This is a genomic window from Paraburkholderia atlantica, from assembly GCF_009362785.1.
Classification (GTDB): Bacteria; Pseudomonadota; Gammaproteobacteria; order Burkholderiales; family Burkholderiaceae; genus Paraburkholderia; species Paraburkholderia atlantica.
Map to the genome: position 1 here is coordinate 125,587 of NZ_WHNQ01000015.1, position 16,117 is coordinate 141,703.

The following is a 16,117-nucleotide window of genomic DNA, read 5'->3' on the forward strand; positions in this document are numbered from 1 at the left end:
TGCAATCGTCGCCGCATACCTCGGCTGTCGCCCTGGCGACAGGATGATGCTGCTGCTGCGAATTGCACGGTCCAGATAAAAGACATATCACTGCGGTCGTGGAATGCGGCCGCGCCAAGGAGTAGACAATGGTCGAAAGTTCGAAGCTGGCAGACGAAAAGCGCTTGCTTGACGCACCCGTTGATGCGTTGACGCGTCTCTTTTACATCTTGGGCTCTCCCATCGCACATGTCCGCGCGCCGGTGGTCTGGAGCACGCTGATGCGGCGGTATGGGGTGAACGCGCTGATGCTGCCTGCGGATGTGTCCGCTTCAAACTTCGATACGGTTATGAAAGGCTTGAAGCTCACCGAAAATGTCGACGGAGCGATCTTCACCATGCCGCACAAGGTCGCTGCGATGAATCACGCCGACGTTTTGACGGAGCGTGCGCGACGCGTCGGTTCTCTGAATCTTCTTCGCCGACGCGCCGACGGTGCCTGGGAGGGCGACAATGTCGATGGGGCCGGTTTTCTCGCGGGTTTGCGGGCGGATGGCGTTAGCCTGAACGGTGCCAACGTCTATCTGCATGGCTGCGGCGGCGTGGGCGGGTGCATTGGATGGACGCTCGCAATGGAAAATATCGCTAGCCTCACTGTCTATGATGTCGATGAACGCCGCGCGCGTGGTTTGGCGCGTTCCATTGCAGCTGTATCCAGCGCGCGCGTGACATCCGGCTCGCCTTCGATGGCGGAAATCGATATCGCCATTAATGCGTCGCCCGTCGGTCTGGATGCCGGCGATCCCTTGCCTTTCCCTGTCGAAGCTCTGCCAGGGCATGCAAGCGTTGCTGACGTCATCATGGAGCCTTCGATAACCGCGCTGCTCGGGGCCGCGCGTCGCCGCGGACTCCACGTTCATCAAGGACGAAATATGATGAACCACGCCATGCCGATAGCGGCGGATTTTTTCGGCTTGCCGGCGTCGTTCGACTGGAATGGAGAGACCCTGTAACGTGGTCTCGACGCTCAACGTCGGTGTATCCGCCACGGGCTGCAATCGAGTACATCAACCCAATGTCGCTCGCTCGGGTCGCAAGCATCATTCCCGAGACCGTTGTAAGTCGATAGGCGCGCTGACGCTCAACTTGCCGCGAAGCGTCGACGCATCGCCAGCTACGTCGTCGCGCGCCGCTTAGGTGGCATGCGGAATTTCGCGAGCTGACTCGTAAAAGCGGCGCCCCGCTTCGGTCACGTTGAGCCGCCGCGTCATGCGCGCAAGCGGGCTCGCGCCAATTTCGACCTCGCGCCGCTGCATGTGCGTGCTTACCATGGTCTTGCCAAGCCGCAAGCGTTCGGCCGCCGCCGTCAACGATCCGGCCTCGACAGCTTCGACGAATACGGCCAGCCGTTTTCAGATTCACATTGCGTAGATCAGCCATGACATTGTCCACCTTCGAAGGACACTGAAATCATGATTGTCCGTCTTCCGCGGCCCGAACACGCGCGCTACGCTGTGATTCCTGTCGCCGTCGTGCAGCGAGTTTTTTCGAACCTGGACCTGATGCCATGCCCATTGCCCCTAAGCCGACCCGGCCGATCCGCCTCTACACCACACCCTTATCCGGTCACGGCCACCGGGTTTGGCTGTTCCTCGAAATGCTGCAAATTCCTTACGAGACCGCGCTTGTCGATATGGCCGCGGGGGAGAACCGCAAACCAGAGTTTCTTGCGATCAGTCCGTTCGGGCAGGTGCCAGTCATCGCAGACGGCGAGGTCGTACTGTTCGATTCGAACGCGATTCTCGTCTATCTCGCGAAGCGCTACGGCGATACCACGTGGCTACCCGACGATCCGCTGGGTGCGGCGGCCGTGCAGCGCTGGCTGTCGCTCGCAGCGGGGCAGATCGCTCACGGTCCGTGTTCCGCGCGACTTGTCACGGTGTTCGGAGCGCCTCTCGATCATCAGACGGCCAAAGCGATTGCCGTCAAGTTGTTCGATGTGATCGAGCCGGAGTTCGCAGCGAAGGCTTTCGCGATCGGCGACCAGCCAACGATCGCAGACGTAGCGGCATACGCGTATATCGCGCATGCGCCGGAGGGCGGCGTCTCGCTCGAACCTTATCCGAATCTGCGCGCGTGGCTGCGCCGCGTCGAGGCGCTGCCGCATTTCGTGCCGATGCCGGCGACAAAGGCCGGATTGCTGGCTGAGTAGGCGCGCTTACTTGTACGAGACCTAGACCACGATGAACGCGCCCATACCCTTCGCCGCTGGTTGGCCCGGACCGTCGACGCCGTTTCACGCGAGTGAACTGGAAGCCCAGGCACTCGCGGGCTACACGGAGGTTGCCGACGCGGCCGGCCGTCGCGGCATTCGTGACTATATGCCGGACCAGCACCGACAGTTCTACGCGCAACTGCCGTTCATGATCGTCGGAGGCATCGACGCAGACGGGCAACCATGGCCGACCTGGCGCGTGGGCGAGACGGGCTTCGTCGCATCGCCGGACAACCGGACGCTGCGCATCGCGGGCGGCGAGTTGCCTGGTGATCCGCTCGCGGGCACGTGGCGGGAGGGTGCCCTGTTCGGCGGTCTCGGGATCGAACTGCCGACGCGGCGTCGCAACCGCGTCAACGGCGTGGTGACGTCGGTCGACAGCGAAGTGGTGACGATCCGCGTGAGCCAGGCCTTCGGCAACTGCGCGCAATACATTCAGAGCCGAACACCTGAGCGGACCCCTCGCGACGGAACGGACGCGCTGTCCAGGCAACGGCGTGCCACGCGGCTGTCCGATGAAGACCGTGCGCTGCTCGAGCGCGCTGATACGTTCTTCATCGCCACGGCTAATGTCTCGGACGACGCCGGTGTCGCGCGCGGTGTGGACGTGTCGCACCGAGGTGGCCTTCCCGGTTTCGTGCGCGTCGACGATGATGTCACGCTGACCACGCCCGACTTCGCGGGCAACAAGTTTCTCAACACAATTGGAAATCTGCTGGCCGACCCGCGCGCGGGCCTCGTATTCGCAGACTTCGAGCACGGCGACCTACTCTACGTCGCCACCGAGGCGGAGGTCGTCTGGGACGGGCCCGAACTGACGATGTTCGAGGGTGCCCAGCGGCTGGTGCGCTTTCATGTTCGCGAGGTGCGGCGTAGTGAGGGGGTACTGCCGTTTCGCTGGACGTCCGCGCAATTTGCGCGCGAACTGGCACCTGCGTCCGAGACATGGTTTCGCTTGCGCGTGGCGGCGATTGAGCAGGAGACCGCTCGTATCCGCTCGTTCCTGCTGGAGCGCGAGGACGGGGGCGCGCTGCCGGAATTTGAGCCAGGCCAGTTTCTGCCGGTCCGGCTCGCCGTGCCGGGCCACGCCGCGCCGGTGGTGCGGAGCTATACATTGTCGGGGCGCGATGGCCGCCGCCGCTACCGTATCAGCGTGAAGCGGCACGGCGCGGCATCGTCGTGGCTGCACGACACGGTGGTGAGCGGCGATAGCATCGAGGCAATGGCGCCGCGCGGCACATTCACGTTCGATGCATCGAGCCCGCGGCCCGCCGTGTTCCTTTCGGCGGGCATCGGCATCACGCCGATGATCGCGATGCTCGAACAGGCGCTTGGCGGCGTGGGTGCGTCGTCGCGGCATCGGCTGGTTTATTTTTTTCACGGCGCTCGCACGGAAAGCGAGCGGCCGTTTGGCGATTTCCTGCGTCGGGCAGTCGCGCGGCATCCCGAACTGTCTGTGCACCTGCTGAACAGCGAGCGAGGCGAGATAGCTCACGGAAGGATCGACGTGGAGCGGCTCAAGCAGGTGCTGCCGTTCGACGACTACGATTTTTATCTGTGTGGACCGGCCTCGTTCATGCGTGATCTCTACGAAGGTCTGCGCGCGCTGAACGTCGCCGATGAGCGTATCCGCTTCGAGGCATTCGGACCATCGACCGTTACTCGAACACGCACGAAAGGCGTCGCGCCTCCCGTAGTCGAAACGGCGGTAGCTGCGGGCGCCACGGTGACGTTCCGCCGGTCGGACCGCACGGTCAACTGGTCGGCGGAACAGGGCAGCGTTCTGGAACTGGCCGAGGCGAATGGGATAGCTGCACCTTCGTCGTGCCGCGCCGGTACCTGCGGCACATGTGCTGCGCGCGTACTGGAGGGCAGTGTGGTTTATACCGCCGAGCCTGTCGCCGAGCCGGGGCCGGGTTGCGCGTTACTCTGCATCGCGAAGCCAGTAGTCAGTGTGGAGGGCGGGCAGCGGAGCCTTGTGATAGACCTTTAGTCGCGGCTGTCAGATGTCCATTGCGGGCTCGCATGTTGTGCATCGCGGCACAAGGTCTGGTTGTTTCTGCTGCGCGGCGTGAAGATCGACCGCGCCAATCAGGTGTTCGTACGGGACACTACGTACATTCCGATGGTGCGCAGCTTCGTGTACCTGACAGCGGTAGGGCGCATCGCGTTGCGCACACCCTGGAAGCCGCGGATGCCGTCTTGGCGCTGAGAGAAGCTTTTGTCCGCTCGGACTGCCGGACATCGTGAACACGGATCAGGGCAGCCCGTTCACTGCGGCTGCGTTCACCGGGGCGCTGCTAGGTTAGGGGTATTCGCCTGTCGATGGGCGGTAAGGGGGCCTGGCGCGATATTGGGTTCGTCGAGCGGATGTGCTGCAGCATTCAGTACGAGAAGTGCTATGTGAAGCGTGACGAGTCGTTCACTCCCGCCCGACGCTCCATCGGCGGATACATTGAGCCGCAACCGGAAAACGGCCTCATTCGAGCTTGGCGAATTGCACGCCTGATCAGGCATACTTCGCGACGCTGCCTGCGATCAAATCCGCAGCATGATTGTCTCGGCCGTTGCACTCAAAATCTCGAAATCCTGATTGTACGAGCGAGGCCACCTCTGGTAGCCGGCTAGCAAATCAGAAATAAGCAATTTGCCCTCTCAGTTGCGTGGGCGACGCGCCCCCCTTCGCGGCACCGATTGCTCAGCCATTCAATGTGTTCGTTATACCGCCCAATCTATTAATGCTGTTCGGGGTCAAGGGAATGGCTCTCGGCCGAAATCGCGAGTCGATAGCATGGCCTACGACTATAGCGCCCGGAGCAAAACGTTCGGTTCATTTGCTGATTGATCTCTTCCGGCTGTCATGCGATTTCGGTGTCGACGCACTTAAACACCAGGAAGCTGGGGACCATAGCGGCGCATCCAGTCTGCGATGCCTTCTAGCGAGAAGATCAGCTTCCGCGCGACGGGGGTAACCGCGTATTCCACCCTCGGTGGCACCTCGGCGTAGACGGTGCGTATTACAAGGCCACGAGCCTCTAACAGCCGCAGTTGCTTTGTCAACTCCTTTTGAGTAATGGGTCGCGCCGCACGTTGAAGCTCACGGAAGCGAATCGGCCCGTCTGTGACTATCAGCCGATATAGGATCGGAATCGCCCATTTACCCGATACGACATTTACAAAGGCTGACAGGGGGCAGCCGTCTTCTTCTGCGATGAAAGCGCTTCTTTTCTTGATCTCCATACGTGTGGTATCCAAAAGGTGCGTACTTTACAAACGATACCATGGGATTAAGATCCGAAGGACCGAAGAGAAATAGGAGTTCCCAATTGAATAGTTTGGCAAGTGACGACGTACTGGATCGAGTGTTTCGCAAGGCGCGGACATACAACAGCTTCATTGACCGTCCTGTTACGCGTGAGACACTGGAGACGCTATACGGTCTTTATAAATGGGGACCAACATCGACCAATCAACAACCTCTGCGCGTCGTCTGGTGCGTTACCAGCGACGCCAAGGAACGACTGGCCGCGCTATGCTATGCGGGCAACGGGGCAAAGGTGCGCGCCGCTCCAGTGGCTGGGATCTTAGGTATGGATGAGGAGTTCGTGCGACACCTGCCGCGGCTGTTTCCTCATGCCGACGCCCGCAGTTGGTATGGTGACGATCAGGCGCTTATCCGGGAGTCAGCTTTCCGCAATTCGACGCTCCAAGCCGCTTATCTGATCATAGCCGCGCGACTGCTCGGACTAGACACAAATCCGATGTCCGGATTTGATGAGGCAGGTGTGAACGCGGAATTTTTCAAGGAGGATGGTGTACGGGTGAACTTCATCACGACGCTGGGCTACGGAGATCCGCAAACTCTCTATCCTCGCGCCCCGCGGTTCGAGTTTGACGAGGTAAACAAACTGATTTAGATATATAACTATCCGAGACCCGCAGCCTGGGGTACAGACTGGCTGCGATTTGGGGTGATCCGGGCCTATGAGATTTGATTGGCTCTCGATCCGCTGGATATGGACGTTCGCTTCTGCCCAGCGTTAGCGTGTGCGCCCAGGGCGTTCGACCCGGCGCACCCGCACCACGAATATCTCATGTCTGTTTGCCAATCGACACAGCAGTCGAACCCAGGTGCGAAGAACTCCGGGCGAATCTCACTTCCGGCGCTTGCCTTGAACCTTAGGCCATGCCGACAACGCAATATCCGCCAGGTGATTCAACATTGCCTTGCTCGCCCCGTCACAGGACTGTGCGGACATGCCTTGCACAACGGCGCCGTAAAAGCGTGCGAGCGCTTCGGTGTCGGTCTCACTACCTAGCTCACCCTCTACGACGGCGCGGTCCAGGCGTGCCTTGACGGTCTCTATCGCAAGGGACCGTCGTGCGGCGGCTACCTGCGCGGCAGACTCGCACTTTTCGCCACGCTGAAGACCAGCATTCGAAATCATGCAGCCGCGCGGCCTTTTCGGGTCGGTAAAGCGTGATGCCGCGTCGTGCAGGTAAAACGATATAGCATCGTAGGCCGTCATCTTCCCCTGCAGAGCTTCCATGAACTGCTTGCTCTCACGTGCGCTCACGTAATCGACTGCCAGTCTGTACAGGTCCTCCTTCGAGCCGAATGTCGCATACAGGGATGGCGGCGGAACACCCATAGCCTCGGTCAAATCGGCAATCGAGGTGCCCTCGTATCCACGCTCCCAGAACATCCGCGCGGCTATATCAAGCCCTACATCGCGATCCAGCAACCGTGGTCTGCCACGTTTACGAACAGGCCCGTTCATTTTTTAGCAAGTCCTATAAAAAACCGTTGACGGGAATCTTCCACGATTATTATTATAGCAGTCACTACACAACGTAATCGAAAAGGAGAGTTTCATGTCTGCAAAACTGTCGGGCAAAACCGTCCTCGTGACGGGAGCCTCGCGTGGTATTGGTCGTGCTGTGGCTCTGACCCTGGCGAAAGAAGGTCCAGCACTGATCGGTGTGCACTACAGCAGCAACGCTGATGCTGCTCACGCTACGATCCACGAGATCGAGGCTCTGGGCGTGAAAGCCGTGCCCATCGCTGCGAACCTGACTCGCGGGAAAGCAGCTACTGACAGTATCTGGCAACAGTTCAAGGCCGCAGCCATCGAAGTCACTGGCGAGCCCAAACTCGATATCCTCGTCAACAACGCTGGGATCGCACCGGCGGCGCTGCTGGAACAGACCTCGGAGGAAGCTTTTGACGAGGTCGTGACGATCAATTACAAGGCACCGTTCTTCCTGACCCAGGCTGTTTCAGATCACCTCCGTGATGGCGGCCGTATCATCAACATCTCGACGGGCTTCACCCGCGTCGCAGCTCCGACGCACCCGGCCTATGCCTCAACGAAAGGTGCGATTGAAACGCTGACGCTGGCGTTGGCCCCGCACTTCGGTCCTCGCGGCATCACGGTCAATGCAGTGGTGCCGGGCGTGACGGACACGGATATGAACGCCGACTGGCTGAAGATCCCGGAGGCCAAGGCCGGTGCTGAAGCCATGTCCGTGTTCAAGCGCGTGGGTCAAGCGCAGGACGTGGCTGACGTCATCGCTTTCCTCGCATCTCCTGAGGCACGGTGGATTACCGGACAAATGATCGATGCCACGGGTGGCGCTCGGCTTTGATCACTGCGTCGACCGCGTTTCGTTCCCAGTAGTGGGCGAGTAGGGGGTGCAGTCGAAAAAGCGCCGTAGGCCAAAATCGCTACGGCGTTTCTTTCTTTGGACGCTTATGTTCGCATCACCGCTGGTTCAGCGCGACAGGGACTGGGCAGACAGGGAAAGGGCAACAGCGAGACAATCGAATAGTGTGGCTTTCCGGGGTAGCGAATAAGGCTATCTTCGCGATAACGATTTATCGTCCGAAGAGGAGCAGAAAACTTCGTGGCATTACTCGCGAATAGGGCTGCTACGAGGAAGAATATGGATAGGTTTACTGAACTTGCCCAACTGGGGCCGATTGAACAGCTACGCGCTGGGAAATTGGGGCGACGACTTCTGCAACTGATGGTTGGATTGTCCTTTTATGGCATCTCGATGGCGATGATGATTCGTGGCAACCTGGGGCTGGCGCCTTGGGACGCACTTCACATCGGGCTGACCAAACATCTCCATCTGAGTTTCGGCTCGATCGTCATCGGTGTTTCGCTTGCGGTGCTATTGCTGTGGATTCCTTTGCGTGAGATGCCGGGCCTCGGCACCATAGCCAATTCTGTGACCATTGGAGCTGTAGCCGATCTCACACTGCAGGTGCTGGGAACGCCCCAGCATTTCGGTCAACGCGTCGCGTTCACCATCGGTGGAGTTCTTTTATGTGGGCTGGGTTCGGCGCTTTACATCGGGGCACAGTTGGGTCGGGGACCCCGTGATGGCCTGATGACGGGTTTTCACCGTATAACAGGATTGTCGTTAAGGCTCGTGCGTACCGTGCTCGAGGTGACGGTCTTGATCGGGGGGCTACTACTGGCAGGTATGGGGCTTTTCAATATCGGCACGGTGTTGTTTGCACTGTGTATTGGTCCGCTGACGCAAACGTTCTTGCCGTGGGTAATGGTTACCCTTGACCCCAAGAGTTGACGGGTATGGAATGAGTTCAAAACCGGGCGCTCGATTTTCTCGATCGGACCTCAGCGCCGACGCGAGGCTACCCCTACGCGGACTTACCGCAACTGGTCCGAAAGCCGTGCCCGCATGACGTAGGCTTACATCATCGGAATATGCAAATGATGCGGATCGTTCAAGGTCTGCGCCACACATTGCAACGCGTAGCGACAATCGTCCCTATCTTGCGGGCCCCCGAGACAAAGCCGGATTGCATTCGGCGGATTGCCGTCCGTGGAGAAAGCGGGGCCCCCAACCGCGCCTACGCCCTGGTTGCGCAATTGCAGCGCGAGTTCGGGCGCGTTCCAGTCGCAATGCGGCGGAATCCGCAGCCATAAATGGAAGCCATCGTCGTGCGCGTCGTAGTGCCAGTCGGCGAGTTCCTGTGCCGCGATCGCCTGGCGCGCATTGGCTTCCTTGCGGATCGCATCGAGCATTTCATGCGCGGTTCCGTCATTGACCCATTGCGTTGCCAACATCACGGTAAAAGGACTCGGCATCACCGTCGTGGCACGCAACGCGCCTGCCACACGTTGTGTCTGCCGCGCAGTCGGCGCGCGCAGATAGGCGACACGCAACCCCGCACCCAGCGTTTTAGAAAAGCCGGTGACGTACCACGTCAGTTCCGGGGCGAGCGTGGCAAGTGCCACAGGCTTGTTCGATGGCAGCCATCCGTATGCATCGTCTTCGATGATGGGGACGCTGTAGCGCAGCGCGACATCCGCGAGCGCCTCGCGCCGCTGTAACGACAGCGAGAGCGTGCTCGGGTTCTGCAGCGTAGGGTTGCAGTAGAACGCGCCCGGTTTTTCGCTCCTGCAGAGTGCTTCGAATGCATGCGGCAGCGGACCTTCATCGTCGCGCGGCAGTGGCTGCAGGCGCACACCCATTTGCGATGCGATCGCCTTGATGCCCGGATAGGCAAGGGTATCGAGGCAGATCGTCTCGCCCGGTCGCGCAAGCTGTGATACGAGTGCGACGAGCGCACTGTGAATGCCGGGGCACACCAGCACATTAGCTTCTTCGCAATCGGGCAAGCGTTGCTTGAGCCACGCTCGGCCCGCCGCGCGATCGTCGGGCGTTCCGCCGAAATCCTGATAGCGCAGCAGGCGATAGGGATCGGTATGCGCGAGCAGGCTCGCCGACGATTCCCGCAATCGTGCCGCGAGTTCGGGGGGCTCGGGCGGCATGTTCATCGACATTTCGACACTGCTTCCGCCGGCAAGCGGCAAGGTCTGCGTACGTCCACGCACGAAGGTGCCGCTGCCCGCGCGAGCATCGAGCAGGCCGCGCTTGCGCGCCTCCGCATAGGCACGCGCGATGGTCGTGTAGTTCAGATGCAAGGCACCCGCAAGATCGCGCAAGCCGGGCAAGCGGTCGCGCGGACGCAGACGTCCGCTCGCCAGATCCTCTTCGATCAGATCCGGTATCACGAGATACGCCGGTTTGCGGCTTTCAGTCAGCCGTTTGAGCCAGTGATGCGTGAGACTGTCCATGCCAGTAATTTCCAATATGGATTCCAGATTGCCTTATTCAAAAGTAGCACAGCGGTCGCCCGAAAAAATAATCGGTATTCGTTCACTTCAAGACTTGATCGCATTGATCGGACGAGTGCCCGCTTACGGGGTATTGCGCACCATGCAGACGCGAACAATGCCTTTTCGCTGCCCAAAGACGGTGCGCGAGCAAATTTGAAAAAGTCTGAAAAGCCCCGTCGAACAAGGCCCGTAAAGAAATTTTTCGGATCGCTCGAACCATCCTGTTCTGATTGATTGGAAGTTGATTGCATGAACCGGGCCGGCAATTGGCACATGCGTTGCAATAAACGATTCGCCATCCGGTTCCTTCCGGTTGAGCAATCCGATCAATGACACGACTTATTGGAGAGCGAAATGCCCGCCGTCAATCAACCCCTGCATCAGAAAGGCGACTACCTGGTCGACTACGAAGAGAAGGTCTTTCCCGACGTCAAGGCCGAGCCCGGTGAAAAAGCACTGGTTACGTTTCACACGGTCGCATTCGAAGGATCGATCGGCTTCGTCAATCTACTGCAGGCGACGCGCCTTCAGCGCAAGGGCTTCGATACGTCGGTGCTGCTCTATGGTCCGGGCGTGACGCTGGGCTTGCAACGCGGTTTCCCGACACTCGGCGACGAAGCGTTTCCCGGTCATCTGAATTTCAACAACCAACTGGTCAAGTTCATGGCAGAGGGCGGCAAGGTCTACGCGTGCCGCTTTGCATTGCAGGCACTGTACGGTCACGGCGAGGCGTCGCTGATCGAAGGCATCCGGCCGATCAATCCGCTCGATGTGCTCGATCTCCAGTTGCTTCATCGCAAGGAAGACGCGCTGATCATCCACACGTGGACCGTTTGAGCGCGCCGGGTGCCGATCATGTCCGAGCAACGAATCATCCGTGCAGCGGCGGTGCAGATTGCGCCGGAGTTCGAGCGTCCCGGCGGCACGCTCGAGAAAGTGTGCGCCGCCATCGACGAAGCCGCGCAACAGGGCGTACAGCTGATCGTCTTTCCCGAGACGTTCGTGCCGTACTACCCGTACTTCTCTTTCGTACGTCCGCCGGTGGCGTCGGGCGCCGATCACATGCGTCTTTATGAACAGGCGGTCGTTGTGCCGGGGCCCGTCACTCAGGCTGTGTCGGAACGGGCGCGGCGCCATGCGATGGTCGTCGTGCTCGGCGTCAACGAGCGCGATCACGGCAGCCTGTACAACACGCAACTCGTGTTCGACGTCGACGGCCGCCTCGTGCTCAAGCGCCGCAAGATCACGCCGACGTTCCATGAACGGATGATCTGGGGACAAGGCGACGCCGCGGGCCTCAAGGTTGCGCACACGGGCATCGCACGGGTCGGCGCGCTCGCGTGCTGGGAGCACTACAACCCGCTGGCGCGCTATGCGCTGATGACGCAGCACGAAGAGATCCATTGCAGCCAGTTTCCCGGCTCGCTCGTTGGTCCGATTTTCGCCGAGCAGATCGAGGTCACGATCCGCCATCACGCGCTCGAATCGGGCTGCTTCGTCGTCAATTCGACGGGCTGGCTCAGCGAAGCGCAAATCGAGTCGGTGACGACCGATCCGAAGCTGCAAAAGGCGCTGCGCGGCGGTTGCATGACCGCCATCGTTTCGCCCGAAGGTCAGCACCTTGCCGAGCCGTTGCGCGAAGGCGAAGGGATGGTCGTCGCCGATCTCGACATGGCGCTGATCACCAAGCGCAAACGCATGATGGATTCGGTCGGCCACTATGCGCGCCCTGAATTGCTCAGTCTAGCCATCAACGATCGCCCCGCGACGCCCGTCGCGCCGATGTCAGCGGCGTTGGTGGCCGCGAGTGCGGACATTGGGTTCGAAACCACGAGTGGAGGTCAGGATGAATGCCAGCATGAATCTGTCGTCTGAGAGCGCAAGTGCGCGCGAGATGATGGAATTGCGCACGGAGTTGCAGTCGGCGGGCCTGCGGCTCGTCGATCCGAACGCGGGCGCCGCCAGCCGGCGCGGTGGCGCGGGACCTTCCGACCACAAGGCCGTGACGGTCGATGGCGTGACGATCATGGTGCCGGTGCACACGAGCTCGGCGTGGAATTCGCCGTTCGTCGCGGGCGTGCCCGACGAAGCGGGCGAAAGCGCGCTGATGCGCGGCACGATTCCGATTGCGAACATCACTTTCCCGAAAGCGCCACGCTTCACGCGGCTGCAAACGCTCGACGGCGTGCCGTATTCGCACATCGCGACGCTGCACGGAACGGATGTGCTCGCCACGACGGTGCTGCAAACCTGTATCCGCTACGAAAGCCGCAAGAAGACATGCAAGTTCTGCGCGATCGGCCAGTCGCTCGCGGCGGGTCGCACGATCGCGCGCAAGACCCCGGAGCAGCTGGCCGAGGTCGCGCGCGCCGCAGTCCTGCTCGATGGCGTCAGGCACATGGTGCTCACGACGGGCACGCCACCCACGCCCGATCGCGGCGCGCGGATTTTGTGCGAGAGCGCGTTCGCGATCAAGGCGGCCGTCGATCTGCCCATCCAGGCGCAATGCGAGCCGCCCGACGACGACGTCTGGTTCGAGCGAATGAGGGCGAGTGGCATCGATACGCTGGGTATGCATCTCGAAGTGGTGAGCCCCGAAGTGCGCGCCCGCGTGATGCCGGGCAAGGCGAGCGTGCCCATTTCGCGTTACATGGAAGCGTTCAGGGCGGCTGTCGCGGTGTTCGGCAGGGGGCAGGTCAGCACATACATACTCGCGGGTCTCGGCGATACGGCCGAGGCGATCCTGTCGATCTCGCGCGAGCTGATCGACATCGGCGTGTATCCGTTCGTGGTGCCGTTCGTGCCGATCAGCGGCACGCCGCTCGAAGATCATCCCGCGCCCACGCCCGAGTTCATGAAGTCGATACTCGCGCCGCTCGGCGCGATGCTGCGCGATGCGAAGATGCGCTCCGCCGACATCAAGGCCGGTTGCGGAAAATGCGGCGCGTGCTCGTCGCTGGCATCGTACGAGGCTTAGCCATGTACTGCGAAACCTTCGACGAATCCGACGCGTTGCCGCTCGCGTTCACGCCCGCCGAATACCGCGTGAAATGGGCCACGCTGCCATGGGAAAGCAACGAAGCGTACGCACTGCGGCGCGCGGTGTTCTGCGTCGAACAGGGCATCTTCGTCGGCGACGACCGCGATGACATCGACCGTCACGCGAAGCTGCTCGTCGCGCTCAGCTGCATTGCCGGCGTGCCCGAACAGGTGGTGGGGACGGTGCGGATTCACGAGACGCAGCCGCGTACGTGGCTCGGCTCGCGCCTCGCGGTGCACGCCGCGTTCCGTTCGCACGGCAAGCTCGGCTCGACGCTGATCAGGCTGGCCGTCAGCAGCGCGCATGCGCTTGGATGCGAGACCTTTCTCGCGCATGTGCAGAGCCAGAACGTGCCGTTGTTCCGGCGGCTGCACTGGCAGACGGTCGCGGAAGAAATGCTGTTCGGCCGGCAGCATCACCTGATGGAGGCGGACCTCGCGCATTACCCGGCGTGCCATACGCCGGAGAGCGGTTTCGTCACGTCGTCGCGGGGGCGATCATGAGCTTGCGCGATCTCGTCGAACGCCTGCGTGAAAGCCGCGGCTTTCGCCACAAGACCGATATAGCGGGCGTGGTTGCATCGCTGGCGGCGCATTTGCCGCATGGCGCGCGCGATCTCGCCCAGGCCGTCGCAGTTGGCGACGACTGCGCGGCGATCGCCGATGGCGACGGTTATCTGCTCTTTGCGATCGAAGGGCTGGTGTCCGATTTCGTCGCGTCGATGCCCTGGTTCGCGGGCTATAGCAGCGTGATGGTCAACGTCAGTGACGTCTATGCCATGGGCGGCCGGCCGCTCGCGGTCGTCGATGCGCTGTGGAGCGACGGGCTCGGCGCCGCCGAAGAGATTCTCGCGGGTATGGCGGCGGCATCGAGAGCGTATGGCGTCCCGGTGGTCGGCGGGCATAGCAATGCGCGCAGCGCTCAGCCGCAACTGGCGGTATCGATTGTCGGCCGCGCACGCAGACTGTTGTCGAGTTTCAACGCGCGGCCCGGCGACTGTCTGATCATGGCCGTCGATCTGCGAGGCCGTTTTGAAGATCCCTATCCGTTCTGGAACGCATCGGTGGGCGCACCGGCGCAACGCTTGCGCGACGATCTGGAACTGTTGCCGCTGCTCGCAGAAAGCGGTCTTTGCGATGCGGCGAAAGACATCAGCATGGCGGGTGTGCTCGGCACGTCGTTGATGCTGCTCGAATGCTCGGGTGTCGGTGCGCGTATCGATCTCGACGCGATTCCGCGGCCAGCGGGCGTCGATTTCGAACGTTGGCTCAACGCGTTTCCGAGCTTCGGCTTCCTGCTATCGGTGCGCGAAGAACATCTCGAAGCAGTGCTTGCGCGCTTCCGGCAGCGCGATCTGGCTTGCGCAATGATCGGGCGCGTGGACGCATCGCGCGAAGTCGTCGTCAAGCAAGAAAAGGATGCGGCGCTGCTATGGAGTTTCGCCGATGGGCCTTTTATCGGTGCGCCAGCCCAGGTGTCAGCATGAGCGCCACGCCATTGCGAATTGCGCTCTTCACGCACTCGGTGAATCCGCGTGGCGGCGTCGTGCACACGCTCGAACTCGGGCGCGCGCTGCAAGACGCGGGGCACGAAGTGACGATCTTCGCGCCTTCGGTCAATGGCGCGCGAATGTTTCGGGATTCGCCGTGCCGGATCGTGCTCGCTCCGGTCGATGCGCACGGCAACGATACGGTATCGATGGTGCAGATGCGCATCGACGCGCTCAAGGCCGCATTGCGCGACGATGCCCCATCGGACTATGACATCCTTCACGCGCAAGACGGGATCGGCGGCAATGCGCTCGCCGAGCTTCGTCAGGAAGGAGCGATACGCGGCTTCGTGCGTACCGTCCATCATCTCGATGCGTTCAGCGACCCTCGGTTGATCGAATGGCAGCGGCGCGCGTATGCGGATGCCGACGCGGTCTTCTGCGTCAGCGACACATGGACGCGCAGGATGCTGAAGGATTACGGCACCGCGGCATCGACTGTCAGCAACGGCGTCGATATCGAGCGTTTCCGGCCCGAGTACGCGGGGAACGATACGAAAGCGCTCGCGAAGTTCGGTATCGATGGTGCGCCGGTCGTACTGGCGGTGGGCGGTATCGAGGCGCGCAAGAACACACTGCAACTTCTCGACGCGTTTGCTTTGTTCCGGCGCACGCACACCGATGCGCAACTGATCATCGCAGGCGGCGCAAGTCTGCTCGATCACGACGCTTACACACGGCGATTCGTCGCACGGGCCACGGAATTGAACCTCGCGATTGGACGAGGCGAGCCGATCGTCGTCACGGGCGCGCTGCATGACGACGAGATTCCCGCACTGATGCGGCGTGCCGATGTCGTTTCGATGGTGTCGCTGTGCGAGGGTTTCGGGCTTGTCGTGCTGGAAGCGCTGGCCGTGGGGACGCCCGTCGTCGTCTCGCGGATCGAGCCGTTTACGGAGTATCTGAACGATCGGGTCTGCTGCTGGGCGCAACCTGATGACGCGGGAAGCATCGCGCAAGCGCTGCAACACGCGCTGGACCGGCGCGGTGGCATCGACTTCGAGTACGCGGTGCCCGACCTGCTGGATCGCTTCAGTTGGCGCGAGAGCGCCCGCTGCCATATCGGTTTGTACCGGCGTTATGCACAGCCGGCCGCCGCCTGAATCTCTCTTTCA

The 16,117-nt window shown here is 61.3% G+C and carries 15 protein-coding genes and 1 pseudogene; 12 read left to right on the forward strand and 4 right to left on the reverse strand.

All coding sequences use genetic code 11. The annotated features are described in order from the left end of the window. Positions 1–128 precede the first annotated feature (128 nt). Positions 129–992 (forward strand): shikimate dehydrogenase family protein, encoded by an 864-nt coding sequence (locus GCT19_RS21730; RefSeq protein ID WP_152853099.1) that lies wholly within the window; start codon positions 129–131, stop codon positions 990–992. A gap of 108 nt (positions 993–1,100) precedes the next feature. Here GCT19_RS21730 and GCT19_RS21735 read toward each other — a convergent pair. Further along, positions 1,101–1,419 (reverse strand): annotated as a pseudogene (locus tag GCT19_RS21735) (LysR family transcriptional regulator); the annotation flags it as partial. 127 nt (positions 1,420–1,546) lie between these two features. Between GCT19_RS21735 and GCT19_RS21740 the strand changes: the two are divergent. Both GCT19_RS21740 and GCT19_RS21745 read left to right on the forward strand, forming a co-directional pair. Beyond that, positions 1,547–2,191 carry a glutathione S-transferase family protein gene (locus GCT19_RS21740; RefSeq protein ID WP_026228155.1) on the forward strand — a complete coding sequence of 215 codons (645 nt, stop codon included), beginning with the start codon at positions 1,547–1,549 and terminating at the stop codon, positions 2,189–2,191. A gap of 31 nt (positions 2,192–2,222) precedes the next feature. Further along, positions 2,223–4,247 (forward strand): pyridoxamine 5'-phosphate oxidase family protein, encoded by a 2,025-nt coding sequence (locus GCT19_RS21745; protein ID WP_152853101.1) that lies wholly within the window; start codon positions 2,223–2,225, stop codon positions 4,245–4,247. 890 nt (positions 4,248–5,137) lie between these two features. Here GCT19_RS21745 and GCT19_RS21750 read toward each other — a convergent pair. Then, positions 5,138–5,494 (reverse strand): winged helix-turn-helix transcriptional regulator, encoded by a 357-nt coding sequence (locus GCT19_RS21750; protein WP_018432730.1) that lies wholly within the window; start codon positions 5,492–5,494, stop codon positions 5,138–5,140. A 41-nt stretch (positions 5,495–5,535) separates the two neighbouring features. Here GCT19_RS21750 and GCT19_RS21755 point away from each other — a divergent pair, with 41 nt between their 5' ends. Beyond that, the gene (locus GCT19_RS21755; RefSeq protein WP_193727434.1) at positions 5,536–6,171 is read left to right on the forward strand and encodes a malonic semialdehyde reductase; all 636 of its coding nucleotides are present in this window, start codon (positions 5,536–5,538) and stop codon (positions 6,169–6,171) included. Between the two features lie 237 nt (positions 6,172–6,408). Here the strand turns inward: GCT19_RS21755 and GCT19_RS21760 are convergent, their stop codons facing one another. Beyond that, complete coding sequence (locus tag GCT19_RS21760) at positions 6,409–7,035, reverse strand: TetR/AcrR family transcriptional regulator (protein WP_026228156.1); 627 nt, start codon at positions 7,033–7,035, stop codon at positions 6,409–6,411. 94 nt (positions 7,036–7,129) lie between these two features. On the opposite strand from GCT19_RS21760, the gene GCT19_RS21765 reads away from it, so the two are divergent. Next, positions 7,130–7,903, forward strand: coding sequence for an SDR family oxidoreductase (locus tag GCT19_RS21765; protein WP_018432733.1), 774 nt, complete (start codon positions 7,130–7,132; stop codon positions 7,901–7,903). 297 nt (positions 7,904–8,200) lie between these two features. Beyond that, positions 8,201–8,854 carry a membrane protein YczE gene (gene yczE / locus GCT19_RS21770; RefSeq protein WP_018432734.1) on the forward strand — a complete coding sequence of 218 codons (654 nt, stop codon included), beginning with the start codon at positions 8,201–8,203 and terminating at the stop codon, positions 8,852–8,854. A 125-nt stretch (positions 8,855–8,979) separates the two neighbouring features. Here the strand turns inward: yczE and GCT19_RS21775 are convergent, their stop codons facing one another. Continuing rightward, entirely contained in the window at positions 8,980–10,371 is a 1,392-nt protein-coding gene (locus tag GCT19_RS21775; RefSeq protein ID WP_152853102.1) for an aminotransferase-like domain-containing protein, read from the reverse strand. 396 nt (positions 10,372–10,767) lie between these two features. Here GCT19_RS21775 and GCT19_RS21780 point away from each other — a divergent pair, with 396 nt between their 5' ends. Genes GCT19_RS21780 through GCT19_RS21805 form a run of 6 tightly spaced genes read left to right on the forward strand, consistent with a single transcriptional unit; the run spans position 10,768 to position 16,105 of the window. After that, complete coding sequence (locus GCT19_RS21780) at positions 10,768–11,250, forward strand: MSMEG_0572/Sll0783 family nitrogen starvation response protein (protein ID WP_013093336.1); 483 nt, start codon at positions 10,768–10,770, stop codon at positions 11,248–11,250. Between the two features lie 18 nt (positions 11,251–11,268). Beyond that, on the forward strand, positions 11,269–12,288 hold the full coding sequence (locus GCT19_RS21785; protein WP_152853103.1) for a Nit6803 family nitrilase: 1,020 nt from the start codon (positions 11,269–11,271) through the stop codon (positions 12,286–12,288). Next, positions 12,260–13,390 (forward strand): MSMEG_0568 family radical SAM protein, encoded by a 1,131-nt coding sequence (locus GCT19_RS21790; RefSeq protein ID WP_026228158.1) that lies wholly within the window; start codon positions 12,260–12,262, stop codon positions 13,388–13,390. Before GCT19_RS21785 ends, GCT19_RS21790 begins: the two co-directional genes overlap by 29 nt. 2 nt (positions 13,391–13,392) lie before the next feature. Further along, positions 13,393–13,956 carry an MSMEG_0567/Sll0786 family nitrogen starvation N-acetyltransferase gene (locus tag GCT19_RS21795; protein ID WP_152853104.1) on the forward strand — a complete coding sequence of 188 codons (564 nt, stop codon included), beginning with the start codon at positions 13,393–13,395 and terminating at the stop codon, positions 13,954–13,956. Then, positions 13,953–14,939, forward strand: a complete 987-nt coding sequence (locus GCT19_RS21800) for a sll0787 family AIR synthase-like protein (protein ID WP_152853105.1) — start codon at positions 13,953–13,955, stop codon at positions 14,937–14,939. Before GCT19_RS21795 ends, GCT19_RS21800 begins: the two co-directional genes overlap by 4 nt. Continuing rightward, complete coding sequence (locus GCT19_RS21805; protein WP_152853106.1) at positions 14,936–16,105, forward strand: MSMEG_0565 family glycosyltransferase; 1,170 nt, start codon at positions 14,936–14,938, stop codon at positions 16,103–16,105. The genes GCT19_RS21800 and GCT19_RS21805 overlap by 4 nt, the downstream gene beginning before the upstream one ends. The last annotated feature ends 12 nt before the right edge of the window (positions 16,106–16,117 follow it).